The organism is Bradyrhizobium sp. Ses1 (genome assembly GCF_059512365.1).
Map to the genome: position 1 here is coordinate 26,855 of NZ_JCAMOQ010000055.1, position 20,919 is coordinate 47,773.

General features: G+C 60.8%; 23 protein-coding genes, 1 tRNA gene and 1 pseudogene. 13 read left to right on the top strand and 12 right to left on the bottom strand.

The genetic code is table 11. The annotated features are described in order from the left end of the window. Positions 1-333: 333 nt before the first annotated feature. A complete protein-coding gene (locus AC5ZG5_RS38190) occupies positions 334-639 on the bottom strand; it encodes a helix-turn-helix domain-containing protein (protein ID WP_456671263.1) in 306 nt (101 codons plus the stop codon). Positions 640-865: 226 nt separating this feature from the next. Here AC5ZG5_RS38190 and AC5ZG5_RS38195 point away from each other — a divergent pair. The 6 genes and pseudogenes from AC5ZG5_RS38195 to AC5ZG5_RS38220 all read left to right on the top strand — a co-directional run. Then, positions 866-1,230, top strand: a pseudogene (locus AC5ZG5_RS38195) (isochorismatase family protein); the annotation flags it as partial. Between the two features lie 267 nt (positions 1,231-1,497). Continuing rightward, positions 1,498-2,856, top strand: a complete 1,359-nt coding sequence (locus AC5ZG5_RS38200) for an alginate export family protein (protein WP_456645996.1) — start codon at positions 1,498-1,500, stop codon at positions 2,854-2,856. A 67-nt stretch (positions 2,857-2,923) separates the two neighbouring features. Further along, positions 2,924-3,985, top strand: a complete 1,062-nt coding sequence (locus AC5ZG5_RS38205; protein WP_456645995.1) for an LLM class flavin-dependent oxidoreductase — start codon at positions 2,924-2,926, stop codon at positions 3,983-3,985. Between the two features lie 43 nt (positions 3,986-4,028). After that, positions 4,029-4,361, top strand: coding sequence for a GNAT family N-acetyltransferase (locus AC5ZG5_RS38210; protein WP_456645994.1), 333 nt, complete (start codon positions 4,029-4,031; stop codon positions 4,359-4,361). Then, positions 4,358-5,269 (top strand): pirin family protein, encoded by a 912-nt coding sequence (locus tag AC5ZG5_RS38215; RefSeq protein ID WP_456645993.1) that lies wholly within the window; start codon positions 4,358-4,360, stop codon positions 5,267-5,269. The genes AC5ZG5_RS38210 and AC5ZG5_RS38215 overlap by 4 nt, the downstream gene beginning before the upstream one ends. 8 nt (positions 5,270-5,277) lie before the next feature. Continuing rightward, positions 5,278-7,068: a monovalent cation:proton antiporter-2 (CPA2) family protein gene (locus AC5ZG5_RS38220; protein WP_456645992.1), complete on the top strand. Its 1,791-nt coding sequence runs from the start codon at positions 5,278-5,280 to the stop codon at positions 7,066-7,068. 209 nt (positions 7,069-7,277) lie between these two features. Here the strand turns inward: AC5ZG5_RS38220 and AC5ZG5_RS38225 are convergent, their stop codons facing one another. The 6 genes from AC5ZG5_RS38225 to AC5ZG5_RS38250 all read right to left on the bottom strand — a co-directional run bounded on the left by AC5ZG5_RS38225 (position 7,278) and on the right by AC5ZG5_RS38250 (position 10,575). Next, positions 7,278-7,466, bottom strand: coding sequence for a hypothetical protein (locus AC5ZG5_RS38225; RefSeq protein WP_456645991.1), 189 nt, complete (start codon positions 7,464-7,466; stop codon positions 7,278-7,280). Positions 7,467-7,471: 5 nt separating this feature from the next. Beyond that, a complete protein-coding gene (locus tag AC5ZG5_RS38230) occupies positions 7,472-7,777 on the bottom strand; it encodes a GNAT family N-acetyltransferase (RefSeq protein ID WP_456645990.1) in 306 nt (101 codons plus the stop codon). After that, the gene (locus AC5ZG5_RS38235; protein WP_456645989.1) at positions 7,774-8,616 is read right to left on the bottom strand and encodes an alpha/beta fold hydrolase; all 843 of its coding nucleotides are present in this window, start codon (positions 8,614-8,616) and stop codon (positions 7,774-7,776) included. Before AC5ZG5_RS38235 ends, AC5ZG5_RS38230 begins: the two co-directional genes overlap by 4 nt. Positions 8,617-8,653: 37 nt before the next feature. Beyond that, positions 8,654-9,520 carry an SDR family NAD(P)-dependent oxidoreductase gene (locus AC5ZG5_RS38240; protein ID WP_456645988.1) on the bottom strand — a complete coding sequence of 289 codons (867 nt, stop codon included), beginning with the start codon at positions 9,518-9,520 and terminating at the stop codon, positions 8,654-8,656. Between the two features lie 129 nt (positions 9,521-9,649). Next, on the bottom strand, positions 9,650-9,868 hold the full coding sequence (locus tag AC5ZG5_RS38245; protein ID WP_456645987.1) for a hypothetical protein: 219 nt from the start codon (positions 9,866-9,868) through the stop codon (positions 9,650-9,652). Between the two features lie 53 nt (positions 9,869-9,921). After that, positions 9,922-10,575, bottom strand: a complete 654-nt coding sequence (locus AC5ZG5_RS38250; protein WP_456645986.1) for a hydrolase — start codon at positions 10,573-10,575, stop codon at positions 9,922-9,924. A gap of 148 nt (positions 10,576-10,723) precedes the next feature. Between AC5ZG5_RS38250 and AC5ZG5_RS38255 the strand changes: the two genes are divergently transcribed. Beyond that, positions 10,724-11,632, top strand: coding sequence for a LysR family transcriptional regulator (locus tag AC5ZG5_RS38255; protein ID WP_456645985.1), 909 nt, complete (start codon positions 10,724-10,726; stop codon positions 11,630-11,632). Between the two features lie 28 nt (positions 11,633-11,660). On the opposite strand, the gene AC5ZG5_RS38260 is transcribed toward AC5ZG5_RS38255, so the two are convergent. Continuing rightward, positions 11,661-12,143, bottom strand: coding sequence for a type 1 periplasmic-binding domain-containing protein (locus AC5ZG5_RS38260; RefSeq protein ID WP_456645984.1), 483 nt, complete (start codon positions 12,141-12,143; stop codon positions 11,661-11,663). Continuing rightward, positions 12,121-12,852, bottom strand: coding sequence for an ABC transporter substrate-binding protein (locus tag AC5ZG5_RS38265; RefSeq protein WP_456645983.1), 732 nt, complete (start codon positions 12,850-12,852; stop codon positions 12,121-12,123). Before AC5ZG5_RS38265 ends, AC5ZG5_RS38260 begins: the two co-directional genes overlap by 23 nt. Positions 12,853-13,836: 984 nt before the next feature. On the opposite strand from AC5ZG5_RS38265, the gene AC5ZG5_RS38270 reads away from it, so the two are divergent. Beyond that, complete coding sequence (locus tag AC5ZG5_RS38270) at positions 13,837-14,577, top strand: SDR family NAD(P)-dependent oxidoreductase (protein WP_130227581.1); 741 nt, start codon at positions 13,837-13,839, stop codon at positions 14,575-14,577. 78 nt (positions 14,578-14,655) lie between these two features. Further along, entirely contained in the window at positions 14,656-15,318 is a 663-nt protein-coding gene (locus AC5ZG5_RS38275; protein WP_456646019.1) for a recombinase family protein, read from the top strand. Here AC5ZG5_RS38275 and AC5ZG5_RS38280 read toward each other — a convergent pair. Both AC5ZG5_RS38280 and AC5ZG5_RS38285 read right to left on the bottom strand, forming a co-directional pair. After that, positions 15,275-15,351: transfer RNA gene (locus AC5ZG5_RS38280), tRNA-Met, on the bottom strand. The two genes, AC5ZG5_RS38275 and AC5ZG5_RS38280, sit on opposite strands and share 44 nt — an antisense overlap. A gap of 399 nt (positions 15,352-15,750) precedes the next feature. Continuing rightward, a complete protein-coding gene (locus tag AC5ZG5_RS38285) occupies positions 15,751-16,512 on the bottom strand; it encodes an SDR family NAD(P)-dependent oxidoreductase (RefSeq protein ID WP_456645982.1) in 762 nt (253 codons plus the stop codon). Positions 16,513-16,662: 150 nt separating this feature from the next. Here AC5ZG5_RS38285 and AC5ZG5_RS38290 point away from each other — a divergent pair, with 150 nt between their 5' ends. Beyond that, entirely contained in the window at positions 16,663-17,445 is a 783-nt protein-coding gene (locus tag AC5ZG5_RS38290) for an SDR family oxidoreductase (protein ID WP_456645981.1), read from the top strand. A 13-nt stretch (positions 17,446-17,458) separates the two neighbouring features. Further along, positions 17,459-18,448: an NADPH:quinone reductase gene (locus AC5ZG5_RS38295; RefSeq protein ID WP_456645980.1), complete on the top strand. Its 990-nt coding sequence runs from the start codon at positions 17,459-17,461 to the stop codon at positions 18,446-18,448. Here AC5ZG5_RS38295 and AC5ZG5_RS38300 read toward each other — a convergent pair. After that, a complete protein-coding gene (locus AC5ZG5_RS38300) occupies positions 18,426-18,881 on the bottom strand; it encodes a DUF3775 domain-containing protein (protein ID WP_456645979.1) in 456 nt (151 codons plus the stop codon). The two genes, AC5ZG5_RS38295 and AC5ZG5_RS38300, sit on opposite strands and share 23 nt — an antisense overlap. Before the next feature lie 116 nt (positions 18,882-18,997). On the opposite strand from AC5ZG5_RS38300, the gene AC5ZG5_RS38305 reads away from it, so the two are divergent. Both AC5ZG5_RS38305 and AC5ZG5_RS38310 read left to right on the top strand, forming a co-directional pair. Further along, the gene (locus AC5ZG5_RS38305; RefSeq protein WP_456645978.1) at positions 18,998-19,852 is read left to right on the top strand and encodes an MBL fold metallo-hydrolase; all 855 of its coding nucleotides are present in this window, start codon (positions 18,998-19,000) and stop codon (positions 19,850-19,852) included. Between the two features lie 208 nt (positions 19,853-20,060). Continuing rightward, entirely contained in the window at positions 20,061-20,903 is an 843-nt protein-coding gene (locus AC5ZG5_RS38310; RefSeq protein ID WP_208824038.1) for a fumarylacetoacetate hydrolase family protein, read from the top strand. Positions 20,904-20,919: the final 16 nt, after the last annotated feature.

Consider the following 20,919-nt stretch of genomic DNA (forward strand, 5'->3'; position numbering starts at 1 on the left):
TAAGGTCGATCGGCCTCGCTAGAGGGTAGCCGTCATGGCACGTTCCTCATCGCAGGAGGCAGGATGGCGAGCATCGACATCTACCGTTTGCCAACTCGCAATTCACCGCGATCAGCCAGCACGTCAACGTGCTCCGTGCGCACCAGCCCCGTTCCCATGCGCTAGAAAGCGCGATCCAAGTCCTTGCATGCCGTTGTCAAAGTTGGCTGGTTGGACGACACACGCCCCTATGACGATGCCTAAACGGCTAGTACCATTGACGTTTATTCGGACGGTAGTTAGTCGCAGCGATACACTGTGTCGCAGAATCGGGAACGAGCCGGTGAACTTGCACTAGACGATAGCGCATAGTCGAATGCGCCAACCGAGCGCCGGCTTCAGGAACGTCAGGCGATCGCGTGATAGCAGAATTGTCGGTAGTCGGCAGCCAAATATCCTCCGAGAAAGCGGCAAGGCATTGAACCGGAGGCGCGGGAAGATCCGACCCGAGCGAATGCCGTTGCCGCTGCGAAAGGTCAAAGGGCTTTGATGGACGCCAAGCTCTTCTTCCAGTCGAGCGAGGCGCCTGCTGACAATAGATTTGGAAACGCCAAGCCGGTGCGCAGTTGGCGTTATCCCTTCCCCGTCGGCAATCTCAATAAACGCACGTAAGTCTTCATTTCCGCTACAATAGTCCGTTTCTGATTTCGCGACACAGTATGTCTCAAGACAACCCCAAGGCCACGCATAACTGCGTTCCTAGTTTCGCGACACAGTGTGACAAACAACGATCCTACCGGACCGTTAGCGATACTGGCAAACTCCACACCGGTGTCGTCGCACGGGGCGGGAATCCGCATTCAAAACTTAAGCGCATAAGGTTTTCATGAAATTCCGCAACGGCCTTTCTTCACTTCTTCGTCCCGAGGACTCGGCTCTCGTTCTGATCGATCATAAGCCTTTCCAGCTTACGAACGTGAATAGCCATGACTCTCAGGCGGCGGTGAACAATTTCACCGCTCTGGCGAAGCTTGCAAAAGCCTTCAATGTTCCGACGATCCTCACCAGTGTGCTGGCGGCTCGTGGCGGCGTTCTCTTCAAGCAAATCACTGACGTGTTCCCGGATCAGGAAGTGATCGACCGCACCTGGGGAACGCTTGCGAGCACAAGAGGGTGGTCGATCTGGTCAAGGCGACCGGCCGCAAGCAACTGGTCGTCGCAGGCCTGCGGACCGAAGTCTGCCTCGCATTGACCGCATCTCGGCGGCACCGGCATTGCGTTTGAGTGGGAGCAGCAGCTTTTGAATGCGCCTGTGCCGTCCCCGGCTTAACTTCAGCGGGGTGACGAGGTGCGTGCAGAATGCACTACGTAATCGCTCTATGTGTATTGGACTTCGTCATTCCGACAAGACTGACTCTCATCTTCAAAAGCGTCTGCAGCCGCCCCGGTCATCGCGCCAGGCGAGCGCGATTGCGGACAGTAAGGCGGAGCGTCACGTTCGCGACGGCACTCGCCGCTATGCCGCTTGTTGCGCAGGCGCAGGTTAGGACCGATGTCGAGCGCGCACCGACACTGACCAACGAGCGTTATAACGAGAATTGGACATATCTCGCGAATCCCGCGTCGCGCACGGGTTACTGGACAGAGCCATTCAAGTACTTTCCGCTTGGTGATGACCGATCTACGTATCTCGTGACGGGCATGGAAGCCCGCTCTCGCTACGAGGGCTATGCGAATGTAAACTGGGGATCGGCGCCGAACGAGAGTTACATCTGGCATCGTTTCATGCCGTATGTCGACCTTCACGCGAACGGTGTCCGATTTTTTGCGCAACCCATCGTTTCTGCAATCTCAGGCGTCGACCGTCCAACGCGGCCCGTCGATACGACTGGCACCGATATGCTTCAGGCGTTTGGTGAGGTCCGGCTGGACGTCGCGGATCGTACGTCGCTGAGTTTGTCGGCGGGACGTAAACTGGTATCGCTGGGCGCAGGCCGCTTTATCGACACGCGTTATGGCGTCAATATTCCTCAGGCTTTTGAGGGCGCAGACGCGACGCTAACGGGTCAATTCCGCCAGGTCACCGCTCTGTATTATCGCCCTGTCGACAACAGGCCGGACGATTTCGACGATCGCAGTTCGCGGCAGAAAGCCGTTTGGGGCGTCTACGCGACCCAATGGCTGAACGCGACGCATGCGAATGGCGTCGATGCCTTTTATCTGGGTTTGCGTGACAACGCTGCGGTCTATGACCAAGGCACCGGCAAAGAGGTCGTTCACACCTTTGGAAGCAGGGTTTTTGGAGATACCGGCTCCTGGCACTGGAATATCGAAGGCGCACTTCAGGGTGGTCAATTCGCAGGTTACCGCCGGACCGGCTGGGGAGTCGGCGGCGAAGTCGGCTACCGTTTCCTGGACGCTCCCATGAAGCCGGATGCGAGCTTTACGGCTGAAGTCATATCGGGTGATGACAACCCGCGTGATCAGCAACTTGGGACGTTCAATCCTCTCTTCCCACGCGGCAAGTACTTCGGCGCGTTATCTCCAATCGGACCCCGGAATCTGATTCGTGCGCGGCCCAGCGTAGCGATTGAGCCCTATAAGGATGTTGCAGTGACGCTCACGGGAGCCGCTTACTGGCGGCAGAGCCTGGCTGACGGCGTTTACGGCATTGCAGGCAATGTCGTGCGAAGCGGCAAGGACAGCACAGCGCGTTTCATCGGCACACAGCTCGAACTTGCCGTCGCCTGGCAGGCAACGCCGGAACTCAATCTGACAGCATCCCTGAGCGCGTTCCAGGCGGGGTCGTTCATTCGGGAAACCGGACCGGCGCAGACCATAAAGATGCTTGGCGTCATGGCGACCTACAGGTTCTGACCATAAAGCACCCGCCTCGCTCATCCGCACACGTACCTGCATCAACCAATGAAACGAAAGGCTATTGATGGAAATCGGAATAGACAGTTTTGCAGCCATTCTCCCTGACCCGCAGAACGGAAAACTTCCGTCGGCAATTGAGCGAATGGCCAATCTCATCGAAGAGGTCGAAGTTGCGGACCGGGCCGGGCTGGACGTGTTCGGGATCGGAGAGCACCACCGCGCGGAATTTCTCGATTCTGCTCCTACGATCATTCTGGCGGCAGCAGCGGCGAGAACGTCGAAAATTCGACTGACAAGCGCTGTCACTGTCATCAGCGCTGCCGATCCCGTGCGTGTGTTTCAGGAGTTCGCGACCCTTGATCTCATCGCCAAGGGCCGCGCCGAAATCGTCGTCGGTCGAGGGTCATTCGCCGAGGCGTACCCGCTGTTCGGTCTGGCTGCGCGGGACTACGATGATCTATTTGCCGAGAAGCTCGATCTGCTGCTCAAGCTTCGAGAGGCGACCCATGTGAAATGGCAAGGCCGTTTCCGACCTGCGCTCGATCTTCAGGGAATCTATCCGCGAGCGCATCAAGCGCGGCTGCCGATCTGGGTCGGCGTCGGAGGAACGCCGGACTCGTTCGTTCGTGCAGGTAAGCTCGGACTTCCGCTCATGATCGCGATTATCGGCGGCACGTTCGAACGCTTTCGCCCGCTCGTCGATTTGTATCGCGAAGCCGGTGCCAGGGCCGGGCATGATCCCGAAAAACTGCCGGTCGGCATCCATGCCATGGGCTTCGTCGGCGACTCCGACGCCGCTGCTGCCGATTCCTTTTTCCCGGGCTGGGCGCATCTTACGGGGAAGATCGGCCGCGAGCGTGGCTGGTCGCCGCCGACACGTCAGCAATTCGACTACATGGCGGGTTCTGAAGGAGCCTTCCTGGTCGGCAGTCCGGCGACGGTTGCCGCGAAGATGCTTCACGCAAGCGAGGTGCTTGGTGGGCTTTCGCGCATCACGTTCCAGATGAGCACTGCATCTCTTGAGACGTCCGCGATGAAACGGTCGATCGAGCTCCTCGGTACTGAAGTAGCGCCGATCGTTCGCGCGGCTCCCGGGATACTGCGGCGCATGCCGGGGCCAGCGTAATGCGGCCGAATGCGCTTCCGGAAAGCTCACAACGAGAGGAAGAATGTCAACGTTCACCACGAGAGATGGCACCAGCATTTTCTACAAGGACTGGGGTCCGCGAGACGCCGAACATCGCTTTGAGCTACCCATGGATGAGAGCGGGATAGCGGCAGCGTATTGCAGCTTTACAGGAGATAAAATCGTCCTCACGCACACGATTGTCCCGCAGCAGTTCGAGGGACGAGGCATCGGCTCTCGTTTAGCACGCGGCGACTTCGGTGCGAGCCGTCGCGAGGTCGTCCTCGATTGGCCATCCATGACCGCCTACTGCGAACGCCATTCCGAGTATTCGGACATCGTATTCGGCGCAACCCGATCAGGAGAAACAAGATGATGGAATTGATTATTGAAGAGCGGCGTCGCAACCTCGGTGGCAGCTTTGAAGTCGGCCGCGTTCTGCCCTTTGCAAAACGACGCATGGTCGGCCCCTTCATCTTCTTCGATCACATTGGCCCAATGGATATTCCGGCGGGTATTGATCGCAGCGCAGACGTGCGGGCTCATCCGCATATCGGTCTTTCGACGGTGACTTATTTGTTTTCCGGCGAGATTATGCACCGGGACAGCCTTGGCTATGAGCAAGCGATCCGCCCCCAAGAGGTAAACTGGATGGTTGCTGGCCAAGGCATCACGCATAGCGAACGCTTGGAGCATGCGCGGGCACATGGTGACCGGCTTCACGGCATACAGGCCTGGGTGGCGTTGCCAACAGGCATGGAAGAAGTTGCTCCATCCTTCAACCACTATTCTGGAAGCGCCCTGCCTCAATGGGATGACAAAGGAGTTGTCGGCCAGCTCATTGCTGGCAGCGCATACGGCCTGACGGCTTCCGCACAGACGCATTCGCCGTTGTTCTACGCGCATCTTGCGATGGAGCCCGGTGCAACCGCAGAAATTCCGAACGGTCACAAGGAGCGTGCGTTCTATATAGCGACAGGCGCGGTGGAAATGGATGGCGTCCAATACGAGGCGGGAAAAATGCTCGTACTCGATCCGACTGCTTCGCGCGTCAAGGCGTTGAAACAATCCACACTCATGGTTCTCGGCGGCGAACCGGTTGGCGAGCGGCTTCTCTACTGGAACTTTGTATCCTCGTCGCGCGAGCGGCTGGTGCAAGCGGCGGAGGACTGGAAAGCCGGAAAGATGAAGCTTCCGGATGCGGACGATAAAGAGTTCATTCCGCTTCCTGACGGCCCGATACCCGGTACCTCGCTGAAAGCACCCTCCAAACTTACGGTATGAGCGACCTCATGGCTGACGCAAATCTCGGCGCGACGATCGGACCTGCCGTCGTCCTTATGGGCGCGGCTGTTGTTGCGGTCCCGCTATTCCGGCGGCTCGGGCTTGGTTCGGTTCTTGGCTATTTCGCCGCTGGGCTCCTAGTCGGCCCGTCTGCGATGAGCGTATTCAGCGATCCCAACGCCATCTTGCATTTCTCAGAACTCGGGGTGGTCATGTTCCTGTTCGTGATCGGACTGGAGTTGCGGCCGCAGAAGCTATGGGCGATGCGCGGCCAGATATTCGGTCTGGGATTGATTCAGGTCTTCGCGGCGGTTGCAGCGCTCACGCTGACGGGCCGGCTGATCTTCGATCTTCCGGGTCCTGCTGCCTTTATTGCTGCAGCTGGCTTCGTTCTTTCTTCGACCGCCGTAATCATGTCCCTGTTGCAGGAGCGCGGCGAATTGTCGGGCGCTCAGGGCCAGAAGTCTGTCGCGATCCTGCTTTTTGAAGATTTGATGATCGTACCGCTTCTGGCGGTCGTCGCGTTTCTATCGCCAGTAACGCACGGCGCACAAAAATGGACCGATATCGCGCTCGCGCTTGCCGCCTTGCTCCTGCTGTTGGCGGTGTCGCGCTGGACGCTCAATCCGTTCTTTGCGCTCTTGGCAAAAGCGCGGGCCCGCGAAGTGATGACGTCGGGGGCATTGCTCGTTGTTTGCGGCGCGGCGTTGCTAATGGACGCCGTCGGGCTCTCCATGGCGATGGGGACCTTTCTCGCCGGGGTGATGCTTTCGAATTCAAGCTACCGCCACCAGATCGAGAGCGACGTTGAGCCGTTTCGCGGCCTGCTGATGGGCTTGTTCTTCATGGCGGTCGGCATGTCGCTCGACCTGTCCACCGTCGCAGCAGAATGGCGGCTTCTGCTATGCTTGCTGCCCGCCTTTATCATCGCCAAGGGTATCGTGGTGTATGCCGTCGCACGCCTGTTCGGCACGGATAACACACACGCCATTCACCGGACCTCGATGTTCCTGCAAGGCGGCGAGTTTGCCTTCGTGCTCTATACGGCTGCTGCATCCGGGGGCGTGATCAATGCCCGCGAAAACGCGTTATTCGGCACGGTCGTCATCCTGTCCATGACTTTGACCCCGCTGCTGATCCTTGTGGTCGATGGTTTGCTGCGCGGTAAGGTATCGATGGAGGACGTCGAAGCGGCCCGAGACCTGAAAGGCCGCGTGCTTCTCATTGGTTTCGGGCGCTTCGGTCAAATTGCTTCCCAGGTGTTGTTGTCGAAAGGCGTCGAGCTTTCAGTGATTGATCGCGATCCCGACCGCATTCGCGATGCCGATCGATACGGGTTCAAGGTATTCTTCGGTGACGGCACCAGGCTCGACACGCTACGCACGTCCGGCGCGGGTGACGCCGACGCAATCATGATTTGCATCGGCGCGCCGAAGGAGACCATGCAGATCGTCGAGCTGGCGCAACACTCGTTCCCGCAAGCGAAGGTCCTTGTAAGAAGTTACGACCGCGTGCACTCCGTGGACCTACTTCGGGCCGGTGTCGATTATCAAATCCGCGAGACGGTGGAGTCGGCGTATTCGATGGGAGCGCAGGGTCTGCGGGAACTGGGCTTTGCGGAAGTCGATGTCACGGAGGCCGCTGACGATATTCGTCAGCGTGACGTCGAGCGCTTGTCGGAACAGGTGCAAGGCGACGCCATGTCGGGGACGAACAAGCTGCACTTACGACCTGTTCCAGAGCCGTTGACACATCGCCCAACGCGTGGCCCCGCGGGGGGCGTTATCGAGCAGATCTAACGGTTTACCATTTCCGAACAGAAATCTTGAGACGCTCCCAGCGCTGCGCCGCGGGGTCTCGCCTCTCGGACCATGGATCGGCTGCCGCACGATGCCTTGGACGCTCATAAACACATGCTTGGCTTCTTCGAATTCGTCATCGTCGGATCTATAATCCGGACCTTCGTCCAGCAGCCGCCCCTTGGCGGTATCGATCGCAATCGCCGAAATCATATGAGCAGCGCGAGGGCGGATCCGCGAACGCGCACTCGACTACGATCAATGCCAGGCGCAAGATCGATCGGCCCGATATGGTCAAAGAAGATGAAAGGACCGACCATGCGCCGCCTCGCGAGCGGCAGCACGCGGCCGACGTCGAAGCTGCCGCCGAGATTCCGGCGCCGCTGCTCGATGACCATCTCTATCATGTTGTCTCTGCTGATCGGCCCGTGCCGTCGACGATGTCGGAATATTCGGGACGGCGTGCATAATAGGCGGCCATGAAGGGGCAGTGCAGGACTGCCTTGCGTTCGCTCGCGCGGATCGCATTGAAGACGCCGCGTGCGAGCCGCGAAGCAATCCCTTGCCCGGAGAATCGCTGCGGAACTTCAGTGTGGGTGAGGATGAACCGATCGCTTTCGTTGCGATAGTAGGCAGCCGCGATCTCGCGGCTGCCATCGATCGCTAGTTCGAAACGATGTTCGGCGGGGTTGTCCCTAACTGCGCTCATGCCCCGGCCCGGTCCGCGATGAACGCCAGCAGATCGGCGTTGATGAGATCGGGATGCGTGGCGAACAGGCCGTGTGACAGGCCTGGATAGGTCTTCAGCGTGCCGTTCGTCAGCAGGTCGATCGCCTTGCGCGCCGAAGCGTCGATCGGCACTACCTGGTCGTCCTCGCCATGCATCAGCAGGACCGGCAGGGAGACGGCCTGAAGGTCCTCGGTGAAGTCCGTCTCCGAGAAGGCGGCGATGCAGTCGTAGTGGGCCTTGGCGCCGCCCATCATCCCCTGCCGCCACCAGTTGCGGATCAGCCCTTCGCTTACGTCGGCGCCCTCACGGTTGAAGCCGTAGAATGGCCCGGCAGGAACATCGAGGAAAAATTGCGCACGGTTGCGAGCGAGCGCCTCGCGAAATCCGTCGAACACCTCCATCGGCAGGCCGCCAGGATATCGCGGTGTTGCGAGCATGATCGGCGGCACCGAACCGATCAACACCGCCTTCGACACGCGGCCAGGCTCGCTGCGGGCGACATAGCGGATCACCTCCCCGCCGCCGGTCGAGTGTCCGACGTGGATCGCGTCTTTCAGGTCGAGCTCCGAGACCAACGCCGCGACGTCGGCCGCGTAGGTGTCCATCTCATTCCCCGTATCGGTCTGGTCGGAGCGACCGTGCCCGCGTCGGTCATGCGCAATGACGCGATAGCCCTTGCTGAGGAAGAACAGCATCTGAATGTCCCAATCGTCTGCGCTCAATGGCCAGCCGTGATGGAACATGATGGGCTGGGCCTTTCTCGGACCCCAGTCCTTGTAGAAGATCTGGGTGCCATCCCGCATTGCCAGCATCGCCATTTTTGATCGTTTTCCTTTCTTGTGATTAAGATGGAAATCAGCTCAGGCCGATAATATTCAGGCGGAGTGCATCCAGCTCGGCGTCGGGCTTTTCGTGGGCCGCTCTCAGCATCTGCTCGGCGTCGGCACCGACCACCGCGCGGCTCGGCGCAGGATGTTGCTCGGCGATATCGATCACGCGCGCTGCGGCTACAGCCGACTCGATTCCGGTCGCCTGCATGCTGTCTAACCAGTCCGCGAAGGTGCCGAACGACTTGCCGTAGAGTTTGCGTTGACCTGACGTCATTCCGTTTGTGATCCGCGCCAGGGCCGCCGTCTTCGCTGGACCACCGGTCTTCATGTTGCCGGTGGACACGACCACGACCTCGATGCCGAAAGGTTTCAGTTCGGCGCGGTAGACAGCCGAGAACACCTCCATCGCCGCATGCGACGCACCCGACGGTCCGCTGAACGGCAATGGCAGGCTCGCCATCCATGTGCTGACCTGCACGATCCGTCCGCGCGCATTCCGTAAGGCCGGCAAGAACGCGTTGATCACTAACAGGGCGCCGAACACGTTGACTTCGAATTCCTGCCGGATGGCGTCGGGCAGAAGGATCTCGATCGGACCGTGAGTGAGGATGTCGGCATTGTTGATCAGGAGGTTGAGCCCGGCCGCGCCAAGTGCTTCAGTCACACCGGAGGCCCAAGCCTCCACGCCCATCGCCTTTGTGACGTCGCAGACGGTCAGGCTGACACGTCCGCCGGAAGCGTCCCTGAGATCCTGAACCTCCGCGGCGGACATCGCCGTGCCGAAGACGATGTAGCCCTTGGCGGCGAGTCCGAGCGCAATGTCGCGGCCAAGGCCGGTGCCGGCACTGGTGATTACAACGGAACGGCCGGATCGTGGAGAGGTGGATATCATCACGTGTTTCCTTCCAGAGACGGAACACTCCTCACGGATTTGCGCCAGCCGCCCGAACAATCGGCGCGATTTCGGAGCCTAGGAGCTCGATCGAGCGCTTCATCGCAGCGGTTTCGAGCGAAGCGGTGCTCATCTGGAATGTGACGCGCCGAGCGCCTCGCTGGCGTGGAGCATCTTGGCTGCGACCGTCCCCGGATCACCAATCAGGAACGCACCCTCCGGACCGGCCATTTCTTCGAACTGCCGCCGTGTCGGCGTCGACCAGCCGCCTTCACGGCGCGGGCGCAGTCGATGGCCCGCGCGCTTTCTCTTAGCGGCCCGTCCAAGGCGGGTGACGAGGATCGACAAGCATTCAACTCTTTTGCTACGCATCGCGCTTGCTTCTCGTCACCCAGTTCAAATCAGCCCGCGGCGCGCGGGACCGGAGTGTTGAGCAGCTGCTGCTCCCACAGATAGGCGATGCCACTGCCACCGACGTGCTGGATGATGACCTCCGTCAGCCCGGCAGCAGTCTTCGCACGTGCCCAGTCGCGCTGCCATTCAGCAGCGAGCGCCAGCCAGGTCATCATGTTGATGCCGGCTGCGATCATGCGCTGGATGGCAACCTCGTGAGCCTCCACCGAGGTGCCGCCCGACGCGTCGGTAATCACCGTGACGTCCCAGCCTTCACCGGCGGCCTGGATCGCAGGCATTGCGACGCAGATCTCGGTCCACAAGCCGGCGATAATCAGCTGCTTGCGACCCGTCGCCTTGACCGCATCCACCACCTTCTTATCTTCCCAGGTGTTGATGAACGTCCGGTCGATCACCTCCTGGCCCGGGAACACATCGGTGACCTGCGGGAAGATGACGCCGCCCCGACCGGCGATCACACTGGTCAGGATCGTGGGAACACCGAAGACCTTTGCGGCTTTCGCAAGCGCCGTCGTGTTGTTCACGACCGCCTGAGGGTCGTGGCTGTTCAGGTTGGCGAGCTGGTAGGGCTGATGGTCGATCAGAACGAGTACCGAGTCCTCGGGACGAAGAAGCGACGCAAGGCCGTTGCGAAAGGTCATGAATATCCTCTACTACCGTTAGATGAGGCTGATTTGTGGGAGACATCCGCCGACTGCGACGACGTCTGCGTGGACAGTGCCATTCCCATTTGCGATACGGTAGCGCTCGCCCTTGCCACACTGTGTCGCAAAAGCAGGAACGCTAGAATTGGACATCGAAGAACTGCGAACATTCGTAGAGGTCGCTGACGCCGGCGGAGTATCACATGCTGCGCGTCGGCTCGGGGTCTCCAAGTCGATCGTTAGTCGGCAGCTCGCTCGGCTTGAAGCAGAGCTCGGCGTCCAGCTGCTCGCACGAACCACTCGCGGCGCCGTACTCACAGAGGCGGGTTCCACATTCCGAGATCACGCCGCCAGAGTCTGCGCCGAGATCGATGTTGCCAAGGAAACGATCCTACCCGCAGGTGATCTTCGCGGCCGCTTGCGGATTGCTGCACCACTTACCTTTGGCCCGACACATCTTGCTCCGGTGTTCGCCGAAATGGCGCGACGTTACCCTCAGCTTGGCATCCACACCTGCTACACTGATCGCTTCGTAGATCTCATCGCAGAGGGCTATGATTGTGCGGTACGGCTTGGCCACCTTCCGGACTCTAACCTGATCGCAAGGCGCGTCGGACCGATCTATGGGAAGTTAGTTGCGAGTCCGGAGTATATCAAAGCGCACGGATCGCCTGAGACACCGGATGAACTCCTCACGCATCAGGCTGTCATGCAGGGCACTGAAACCTGGCAGTTCATGGATGGTGAACAAACCGTCACGGTACGACCGCAGGGGCGCTTCAAGGCCGACAACGGCACAGCGCTGGTCACTGCCGCCATAGCAGGACTCGGCATCGCTTATCTCCCCGAGGGCCTGATCCATGAGCATCTGGCCTCTGGCACGCTTGTTCCGGTCATGACCCGGCACCCGATACGTCCGGCGGGTGTATTTGTCGTCCGGCCACCAGGCCAGCATCCCGCTCGCAAGATAAGAATCCTCACCGAAATGCTGATCGAGTGTTTCGGAAAAGCTCCGGACGTTGTCGGCACTGCACCTGTCCGAGTGGAGCACTGAGCCGAGGTGGGTAAGTGATATGCGCGATCTAGGTCCCTCGAGCGTTCGCGAACGGATAGATCAACACTCCCGACGCCATCTCCTGCGGAGCCACGACGACTTGCCGTGAGCCGTCTCTGAACTGGTCGACACTATTGCCAACGACGCCCTGGAACTGCACCTGCAACACGCGAGGATGCGTCCACTCGCCGCGCGCCCCGAAGGTGATGTTGCCCATAACTGTCGAGAACACCGCACGTCGCGTGAACTCAGAGAGCGCGGCGTCGTCCAGACTTCCCGTGCCCTCAATAGCCAGGCCCACGACCTGCATCTGCGAGTAGGCCAATGGGGCCATATAGTGCCCGAGTGGATCCACACCTGATCCTGCGGCGCGCGACCTGTAGGTCTCCAACAGCGCACTAACGCCCTCAAAGGCCAAGGAGGGTGCCGGGACCCAATATTCATAGTTCACTATCCCGTTGAGCAGCGGCCCGAGCTTGCTCTTAACATCAGCATTCTGCGGGCCGATCATGCTTGCGCCGACCATTTTTGGCCGGAAGGGGTGCCTTTCGAGGGCTTGAAACGAGATCGATCGTATCCTGGAGGTAGGAGCACAGGAACAGAAGATCAGGTCCGCTTTGTGCCACGTCGTCGAGAAGCGGCGCGAAATTGCTGGCTGCGAGCGGATAGGTTGCCTCGTGAACGACCTCAAACCCGTATTTCGCCGCATTGGCTTTGGCACCAAGAATCGGGTTCCGGGAAAATACAGCGTCAGCCGAGAGCAGTGCCACAGTCGTCGGCCGCGGGGTTTGCCGAGCGGCGGTTTCGAAGAAGCCCTCTGTGAGCGCGACATTGGGGTCCGGCCCCCTCGGAATCATAGCGAAGTAGTTTTCGTAGTTCAGTTCGTTGTTAGCGCCGAGCGCCATAAGCCCAACGAAGTAACGCTGGCGTGAGATGATCTCGGACATGGCGGCAAGGTTGGTGTTTGTTCCGTACCCCCCAATGACGAGATCCACCCCATCCTCGTCCATCAGGCGCGCGTATAGCGACGCCACGCGAGACGCGTCCCCTTCATCATCGTAGCGGACTAACTCCACCGGGCGTCCAAGAAGGCCGCCACCACTATTTACATCATCACGCCAGATATCATGCGCGAGCTGCGCGGACTTACTGTTCCCCGACAGCGGTCCGGTGAGCGATAGGCAGTAGCCGATCCTGATCGGCGACGAGTCAGACGTCATTCGTTAAGCACCCGGCTGATCAAAGAAAACATGGAGGGACCGGATGACTCCACCCTCGAAATGCGCCAAGTCTTGGCGACGGCTCGAACACCCGAAACGGCGGCGCGCGTGAGATGCGGGATCGGCCGTCGCCGAGGTCGCGGTAAGTGACGCCGGCGTCGGGGTTCGCCCTCTACAAGCGCTGTACGGCGTCTTCGACGAGAACCCGTGGTACAGACGCTTCGGCCGAGACGCTACTATTGATGACGAGGCTCTGGCGCACACAATACTCCACTTTGCTACGACTACGGACGTAACATTGCGGCAGGTACTCCTGTAGCGTCGCAAAGTGACTAGCTGTGTCGCGGAAAGTGGAACCCCAACAAGTTTGCTTTCGCCAAGAGCGGTCATTCGAAATCGTCCGGCAAAGCGACTGTGCGATTCCAAATTCGCTCATCTCCCACAGGGTGAGAGACATCACCTGAGACTTCGGACGAAGCTAGAGCCCATTTATGCGCCGACGCCTATGCGTCTAGCTGTCTACACGGACAAGATTACGCGGCGCCCGCCTCAGCGCCGCCGCTGGCTGCCAGAAGAGCCGGCCGAATGCAACGTCTGCACCGCCGCCGGGCCGCGCGCGCAAGGGCCCGAGCAAAAGCTTCCTGACGCTCTCCTCAGTCGACTTGACATCGGTTTTCCAGCTGAGCTCGGGTTGCAACCAGCGAATGAACGATCCCACATGGAAATGGCCCTCCTCGCTATTGGAGGCGGGCCATTCAGGCGAGCTTTACCCGGGGCCCTCTGCCGACGCCGTACAATTCCCAGATCTTGCACCGGCGAAACATTCGCTTTCTTCGGCGTTCCTACCCTGGCAACACAGCTTCGCATTTATCGACACTGATAGAGGGAGACCTCGAATACTAAGTTCGCGGATAAGGCTGTCGAACGCCTTTCGTTATACGAACGACCTGAGTGCTTGAAACAGCGATGATAGACAGGGCAAACATGATCGATCTGAGCGGGAAACGTGCATTGGTCACTGGCGGCTCGCGAGGCATCGGGGCCGCAATCGCGCTGACGCTGGCGGAGACCGGCGCTGACGTCGCGTTTACCTATCAGCATTCGGCCGAGAAAGCTGAAGCGGTGGCTAAGTCCATCAAGAGCATGCGGCGCCGCGCAATCGCGATCCAGGCCGATAGCGCCGACCCGGAAGCTATCGCGCGCTCCGTGAGTGAAGCCGTCTCAGCATTGGGAGGGCTCGATATTCTCGTCAACAGCGCCGCCATCGGTCACAACGGAACGATTGCCGACCTTAGTGTGAGCGAATACCAGGCCGTGATGGATGTCAATGTGCGAGCGCCAGTGCTGTTTGCGAAGGCAGCAATTCCGCATCTCGCCAAAGGCGGACGCATTATCTCGATCGGTTCGGGCCTTGGGGAGCGAGTCCCGTTCCCGGGCGTGACGGTCTATGCGATGTCCAAGGCGGCCCTTACCTCCTTCACCCGCGGGCTTTCGCGCGAACTAGGGCCAAACGGGATCACCGTGAACCTCGTGCAACCCGGCTCGACCGATACCGATTCAAACCCGGCGGACGGCGCGGCTGCCGACTTCCAGCGAGCCCTGACGTCTTTGGGGCGGTTCGCCGAGCCGCGCGAAGTCGCGAACGCTGTGGTCTTTCTTGCCAGTCCTGCGGCAAGCGTGATCACGGGCGCCATCCTGACCGCGGACGGGGGCGCGATCGCCTGAGCAAAATTGACCTTCGGCAGCGGTAGTGCGCCGGATCTTCGCGACTATGTCGTAGGCAAGTCAGCGAAACGCATCGCTATGGAGCTAAATAAGGATGGCGTTGCGGCGCCCGGCGGTGGCGATTGGGGTTTCAGCACTATCAACGGTAACACCAAGCGCGGCAATGGCATTTTGATCAACGAAATGTACGTCGGCCGGATCGTTTGGAATCGACAACGATTCGTCAAAGACCCCGAAACTGGCAAGCGTCAGGCACGGATGGAGGGCTCGGCATCGATCGAGGCTGCTCGGTCCGAGATCAAACGGATAGATCGCGAACTCGATACCCTGCTGGACTTGATCCTCAAAGGTAGTGCTGCCGATAGGATCAATTCAAAGATGGTTCAGCTTGAGAGCCGTAAGGCCGAGCTCGAACAGGTATTGTCCGACGCGGATGAGCCGCCACCGCTGCTACACTCCGAGATGGCAACTTTCTATCGAGAACAAGTCAGGGCGCTGCATGAGGCGCTGCAGGCTGATACGGAGGCAACCCGGCTCAAAGCCGGGGAGGTCCTGCGTCCTCTCGTGAAGGAGATCGTCCTCACGCCCGGGGGCAAGGAACTGAAGATCGAGGTCCGAGGCGATCTGGCGGTAATCCTGGCAATTGCGCTCAAAACGAAGACCCCAGCCACGGGGGCTGGGGTTTCGCAATTTGAGTTGGTTGCGGGGATAGGATTTGAACCTATGACCTTCAGGTTATGAGCCTGACGAGCTACCGGGCTGCTCCACCCCGCGTTAAACCGGATTTCCGCCTTGCATGGAGAGAGGCCGAACGTGAGGCGGACAACGCTTGGAAGGGCGCCGCTCGATCCGTTCGAAAACTTCCTGAGAAGGCGACCCGGGGCCGAGGGCGACCGGGCGCGAGGCGTATGTATCAATGCTGATCCGCTTTGGAAAGCCCTTAGGCACAGGTTTTTTGAGGTTTTGTGACGGCCAGATTGACGGGATTCGTGCGCGAATCGGACGTTTGGAACCTCCCTTGCCGGAAAGGTCGCAAAAGTGGGGCCTTGGACAGAGCCTTGGACAGAGCCTTGGACCAAGAGAAACAGGGGGCGGCCAGGTGGAGCGCAGCGAAACCCGGCCCGCGAAGATTCCCGGGTTACGCTGCGCTTCACCCGGGCTACGGATGATGGCTCAGTTCAGCAAGAACCCGCCGTCGACCGTCACCACAGTGCCGGTCATGTAGCGTGAGGCTTTTGAGGCCAGCAGCAGGATCGCGCCGTCGAGGTCGGATTCGGCCCCGACCCGGCGCTGCGGAATCCGCTTTGTCAGCTTCTCGCCGGCGGGCGTCGCCCAGAAATCGTGGTTCATCTCGGTGTCGATATAGCCGGGCGCCAGCGCGTTGACGCGGATGTTGTTGCCGGCGAGTTCCAGCGCCATCACCTTGGTGGCCTGGATGATGCCGGCCTTCGAGACCGTGTAGGGCGAGAGGAATTTCATCACGCTAAGGCCGAGCACGGAAGCGATGTTGACGATGTTGCCCTCCTGCTTGCGCGCGATCATGCGCCGCGCCAGTTCGGTCGCCAGGAAATAGGCGCCCTTGAGATTGGCGTTGATCACGGCGTCCCAATCCGCCTCGGTCTGCTCGGTCGACAATTTCTCGATGGCGATGCCGGCATTGTTGATGAGCACGCTGACCGGGCCGAAGGCGGCTTCCGCTGCGTCCAGCGCTTTGCCGATGCTGGCGATGTCGGTGACGTCCATCTGCACCGCGCTCGCGCGGCCGCCCTTGCCCCTGATCTCCTCCTCCAGGCTCTTCAGCTTGCCGGTCTGCCGCGCCGCCAGGACGACGGCGGCGCCATGCGCGGAAAGGACGCGGGCGAATTGCCGCCCCAGCCCCTGGCTCGCGCCGGTGATCAAGATGGTTTCCTGGCTCACATCGAACAGATCGGACATGGGTACGTTTCCTAGAACCTGATATGCGCGCATTGATACCTACGATTTCGGCCCATGCAACGCCGCAGGACTTACCAGGCCGCGCGGCGTTGGCTAAAGTGGCCAGCATCGAACATTTTAGAAACCGCCTGACATCACGGGAGTGAAACAGTGGATCTTGGGATCAAAGGCCGCCGTGCCATCGTTTGCGCCTCAAGCAAGGGTCTGGGCCGCGCCTGCGCCATCGCGCTTGCCAATGAGGGGGTCCATGTCACCTTGACGGCGCGCGGCGCGGACGCGCTGAAGAAGACCGCCGACGAGATCCGCAAAGCGCATCCCGACGTCACCATCACCGAGATCGTCGGTGACATCACGACGCCCGCGGGCCGCGAGGCCGTACTGAAGGCCTGCCCGGAGCCGGACATCCTGATCAACAATGCCGGCGGTCCGCCGCCCGGCGATTTCCGAGACTGGACCCGCGACGACTGGATCAAGGCGATCGACGCCAACATGCTGACCCCGATCGAGCTGATCAAGGCCACCGTCGACGGCATGATGGCACGGAAATTCGGGCGCATCGTCAACATCACCTCCGCCGCGGTGAAGGCGCCGATCGAGATTTTGGGACTTTCCAACGGTGCGCGCGCCGGCCTCACCGGCTTCGTCGCGGGCCTCTCGCGCAAGACCGTCATCAACAACGTCACCATCAATGCGCTGCTGCCGGGGCCGTTCGAGACCGATCGCCTGCTCGGCACTGCGAAACCGGAAGCCGAGAAGCGCGGCATCACGCCCCAGCAAGTGCTGACCGAGCGCGCCAAACTCAATCCCGCCGGTCGCTTCGGTGATCCCGAAGAGTTCGGCTACGCCTGTGCGTTCCTGTGCGGCGCCAAGGCCGGCTTCATCACCGGCCAGAACATCCTGCTCGACGGCGGCGCCTTCCCGGGCACGCTGTGAGGATGGGCACGCTGTGAGAGCGGTCTGGTACGAGCGGACGGGCCCGGCGGCGGAGGTCCTGACTTTCGGCGAAGTACCGACGCCGGCGGCGGGTGCGGGCGAAGTGCGCATCCGCCTGGAAGCTTCCGGCGTCAATCCCGCCGATGTCGGCCGCCGCGGCGGCAATTATCGAGCGATGGAATATCCGCGCGTGATCCCGAACAGCGATGGTGCGGGGATCATCGATCAGGTCGGCGACGGCGTGAAGCGGTTCAATGTCGGTGACCGGGTCTGGCTGTTCAACGGCCAGCGCAACGGTCGCGCCTTTGGCACCGCCGCGGAATATATCACGCTCGCCGAGCACCTCGTGACGCCGCTGCCGGACAACCTCACCTTCGCGGAAGGCGCCACCCTCGGCATCCCCGGCATGACCGCGTGGTGCTGCCTGTTCGCGGACGGGCCGATCGTGGGCAAAACCGTGCTGGTTACCGGCGGCGCCGGCGCAGTCGGCCACTACGCCGTGCAATTGGCGAAATGGGGCGGCGCCGAGGTGATCGCAACCGTCAGCTCACCGCACAAGGCCGAGCAGGCGTGGCGCGCGGGCGCCGATCTCGTGATCAACTACAAGGAGGAGGATGTCGTTGCGAAGGCGATGGCATTCACCCATCAACGCGGCGTCGATCGCGTGGTCGATGTCGATTTCGGCGGCAATCTCGCTGCTACGCTGAAGCTGATGGCGGTCAATTCCACGATCGCCGTCTACGCCACCAACGGCAATCGCAACCCCGTCGCGCCGATGCGCGAATTGATGGAGAAATGCATCGCCTTGCGCGCGCTGGTGCTGTTTGCGTTACCACTGCCCTTGCTCGCCGCGGCGCAGGCCGACATCACGAAATGGCTCGCGGCCGGACCGCGCCTGCACAACATCGCCGGCCAGTTTGCGTTGTCGGAAACGGCGCAGGCTCATCTGGCGGTTGAGAAGGGCGACAAGCTCGGCACCGTTATCGTTGATTGCGCTCGTTGACCGACCGCTCACTCTCGCTGGATGAGTCCGCCGAAGTGCGCTCGTCGGCCCAAGGACGATCGAACTGCTCGAGCCCCTCGGCCAGCAGATCGCCCAGCATGGGTTCGCCGAGCAGATAGCGCGCGGTGCGTCCGTTATATTGATCGGCGGCCTCTCGCCGTAGATCGTCCCATTCCTCGATCGGACGATCGCCGCGCCCAAGCCGCATCAGGGCGACGAGGTCGATCTGCTCGTCTTCGGAAAGAGCGCGGATGAAGCCCCTGATTTCCCGCTCGACCGGATCCTGGCCATCATCTTCCAGCACATCGATCATCTCGTCGTCAGTGGCGTTCGAGCCGGAATCCGGGTCGGATGCCGCTTCCTTGACATCGAATTCCCGCGCTTTCTCGATCAAAAAACCGACTTTATCGGTCGATATCGACAGTTCGGCCATTGCGCGCTCCTGTTCTCGCGATCCGATAACGCCGGATCATCCGAGATGATCCATTGCGCGGGCAAGCGGAAACCAGCATCTTCGCGATAACAAGCGTTTCAATAAGGAAGCCGCCGATGGAGTGGAAAGTAGGCAGGGTCAAGATCACCAAGGTCGTCGAATTGGAGACGGTCGGGCATACCCGTTTCATCCTGCCGCTCGCGACCAACGAGGAAGTCCAGAAGCTGCCCTGGCTCATTCCGCATTTCGCCACCGACGAAGGCCGGCTGAAAATGTCGATCCATTCGCTGCTGGTGGAGACGCCGACACGGCGGATCATCGTCGACACCGGGCTCGGCAATGACAAGCAGGGTCGCAACGTGCCGAGCTGGAACAACCGCAAGCATCCCTTCCTGGAGACGCTGACCGCGGCGGGCTTTCCCCCTGATAGCATCGACACCGTGCTGTGCACGCACCTGCATGTCGACCATGTCGGCTGGAACACCAAGCTCGTTGACGGCCAATGGGTGCCGACCTTTCCCAAGGCCCGCTACGTGTTCGGCCGGACCGAATTCGAGCATTGGCGCGACCACGGCAAATCGCCTGACCAAATCGCGGTATTCACCGATTCCGTGAAGCCGATCGCGGATGCCGACAGGGCCGACCTCGTGCCCTCCGACCACCGCCTGACGGAGGAGATCACGCTGATCCCGACGCCTGGCCACAGCCCGGGCCATATGAGCATCCACATCCGCTCCGACGGCGAGGAAGCGCTGCTCACCGGCGACGTCGCCCACCATCCCTGCCAGATGGCCCATCCGGACTGGTCCTCGACGGCGGATTCGGACCACAAGCAATCGGCGGCGACGCGCCGCGAATTGTTCTCCCGCTTTGCCGATACGCCGACGCTGGTGATCGGCGGCCATTTCAGCGCCGGTCACATCGAGCGCGAGGGGGAGGCCTTCAAGTTCATCGCGCCGGACAATTCGTAGGGTCGGCAAAGCGGCTTGTCCGCGGTAGCTCGAAGAGCGAAGGCGGAAGCGTGCTCACCATTGCGAGCGAGGCGTTTGATGGTAAGTGCGCCTTTGCCCACCCGACCTACCCGCCCCGCGCTTTCGGCAGTTGAATTTCGCCCCGCGCTGCTCCATGAAGCGTCCTAAGTCCGTGAATTCCAAAAACCCCTGTAGGGAGTGATCAAAAATGAAGCTTGTTCGTTACGGCGCGAAGGGTGAGGAAAAGCCCGGCCTGATCGACAAATCCGGCCAGTTGCGCGACCTGTCGGCGCATCTGAAGGACCTCACCGGCGAGGCTTATTCGCCGGAATCCCTGGCCAAGCTGGCCGCGCTCGATCCGTCCAAGCTGCCTTCAGTTCCCGGTAACCCGCGCTTCGGCGCGCCGGTTACCGGAATCTCGAAATTCGTCGCCATCGGGCTGAACTACACCGACCATGCCAAGGAAACCGGCAATCCCATTCCGTCCGAGCCGATCTTCTTCCTGAAAGCCAACACCGCCCTCTCCGGCCCGAACGACGCCGTGGAGAAGCCGCGCGGCTCGACCAAGCTGGATTGGGAAGTGGAGATCGCCGCCATCATCGGCACCCGCGCCAAATATGTCTCCGAGGCCGACGCGCTCAACCATGTCGCCGGCTATTGCGTCTGCAATGACGTGTCGGAGCGCAATTTCCAGATCGAGCGTCTGGGACAGTGGACAAAGGGCAAGTCGCACGACACCTTCGGCCCGCTCGGCCCCTGGCTCGTCACCAAGGACGAGGTTCCGAACGTGCAGAGCCTCTCGATGTGGCTCGACGTCAACGGCCAACGCCGCCAGACCGGTTCGACCTCGACCATGATCTTCTCGATGGCCAAGTGCATCTCCTACGTCTCGCAGTTCATGACGCTGTTGCCCGGCGACATCGTCACGACCGGCACGCCGCCCGGCGTCGGCACCGGCATGAAGCCGCCGCAGTACCTCAACGTCGGCGACGTCGTGACGCTGGGCATCGAGAGCCTGGGCGAGCAGCGCCAGGAGATTGTCGCGGCGTAACGCGGCGCTTCACCGG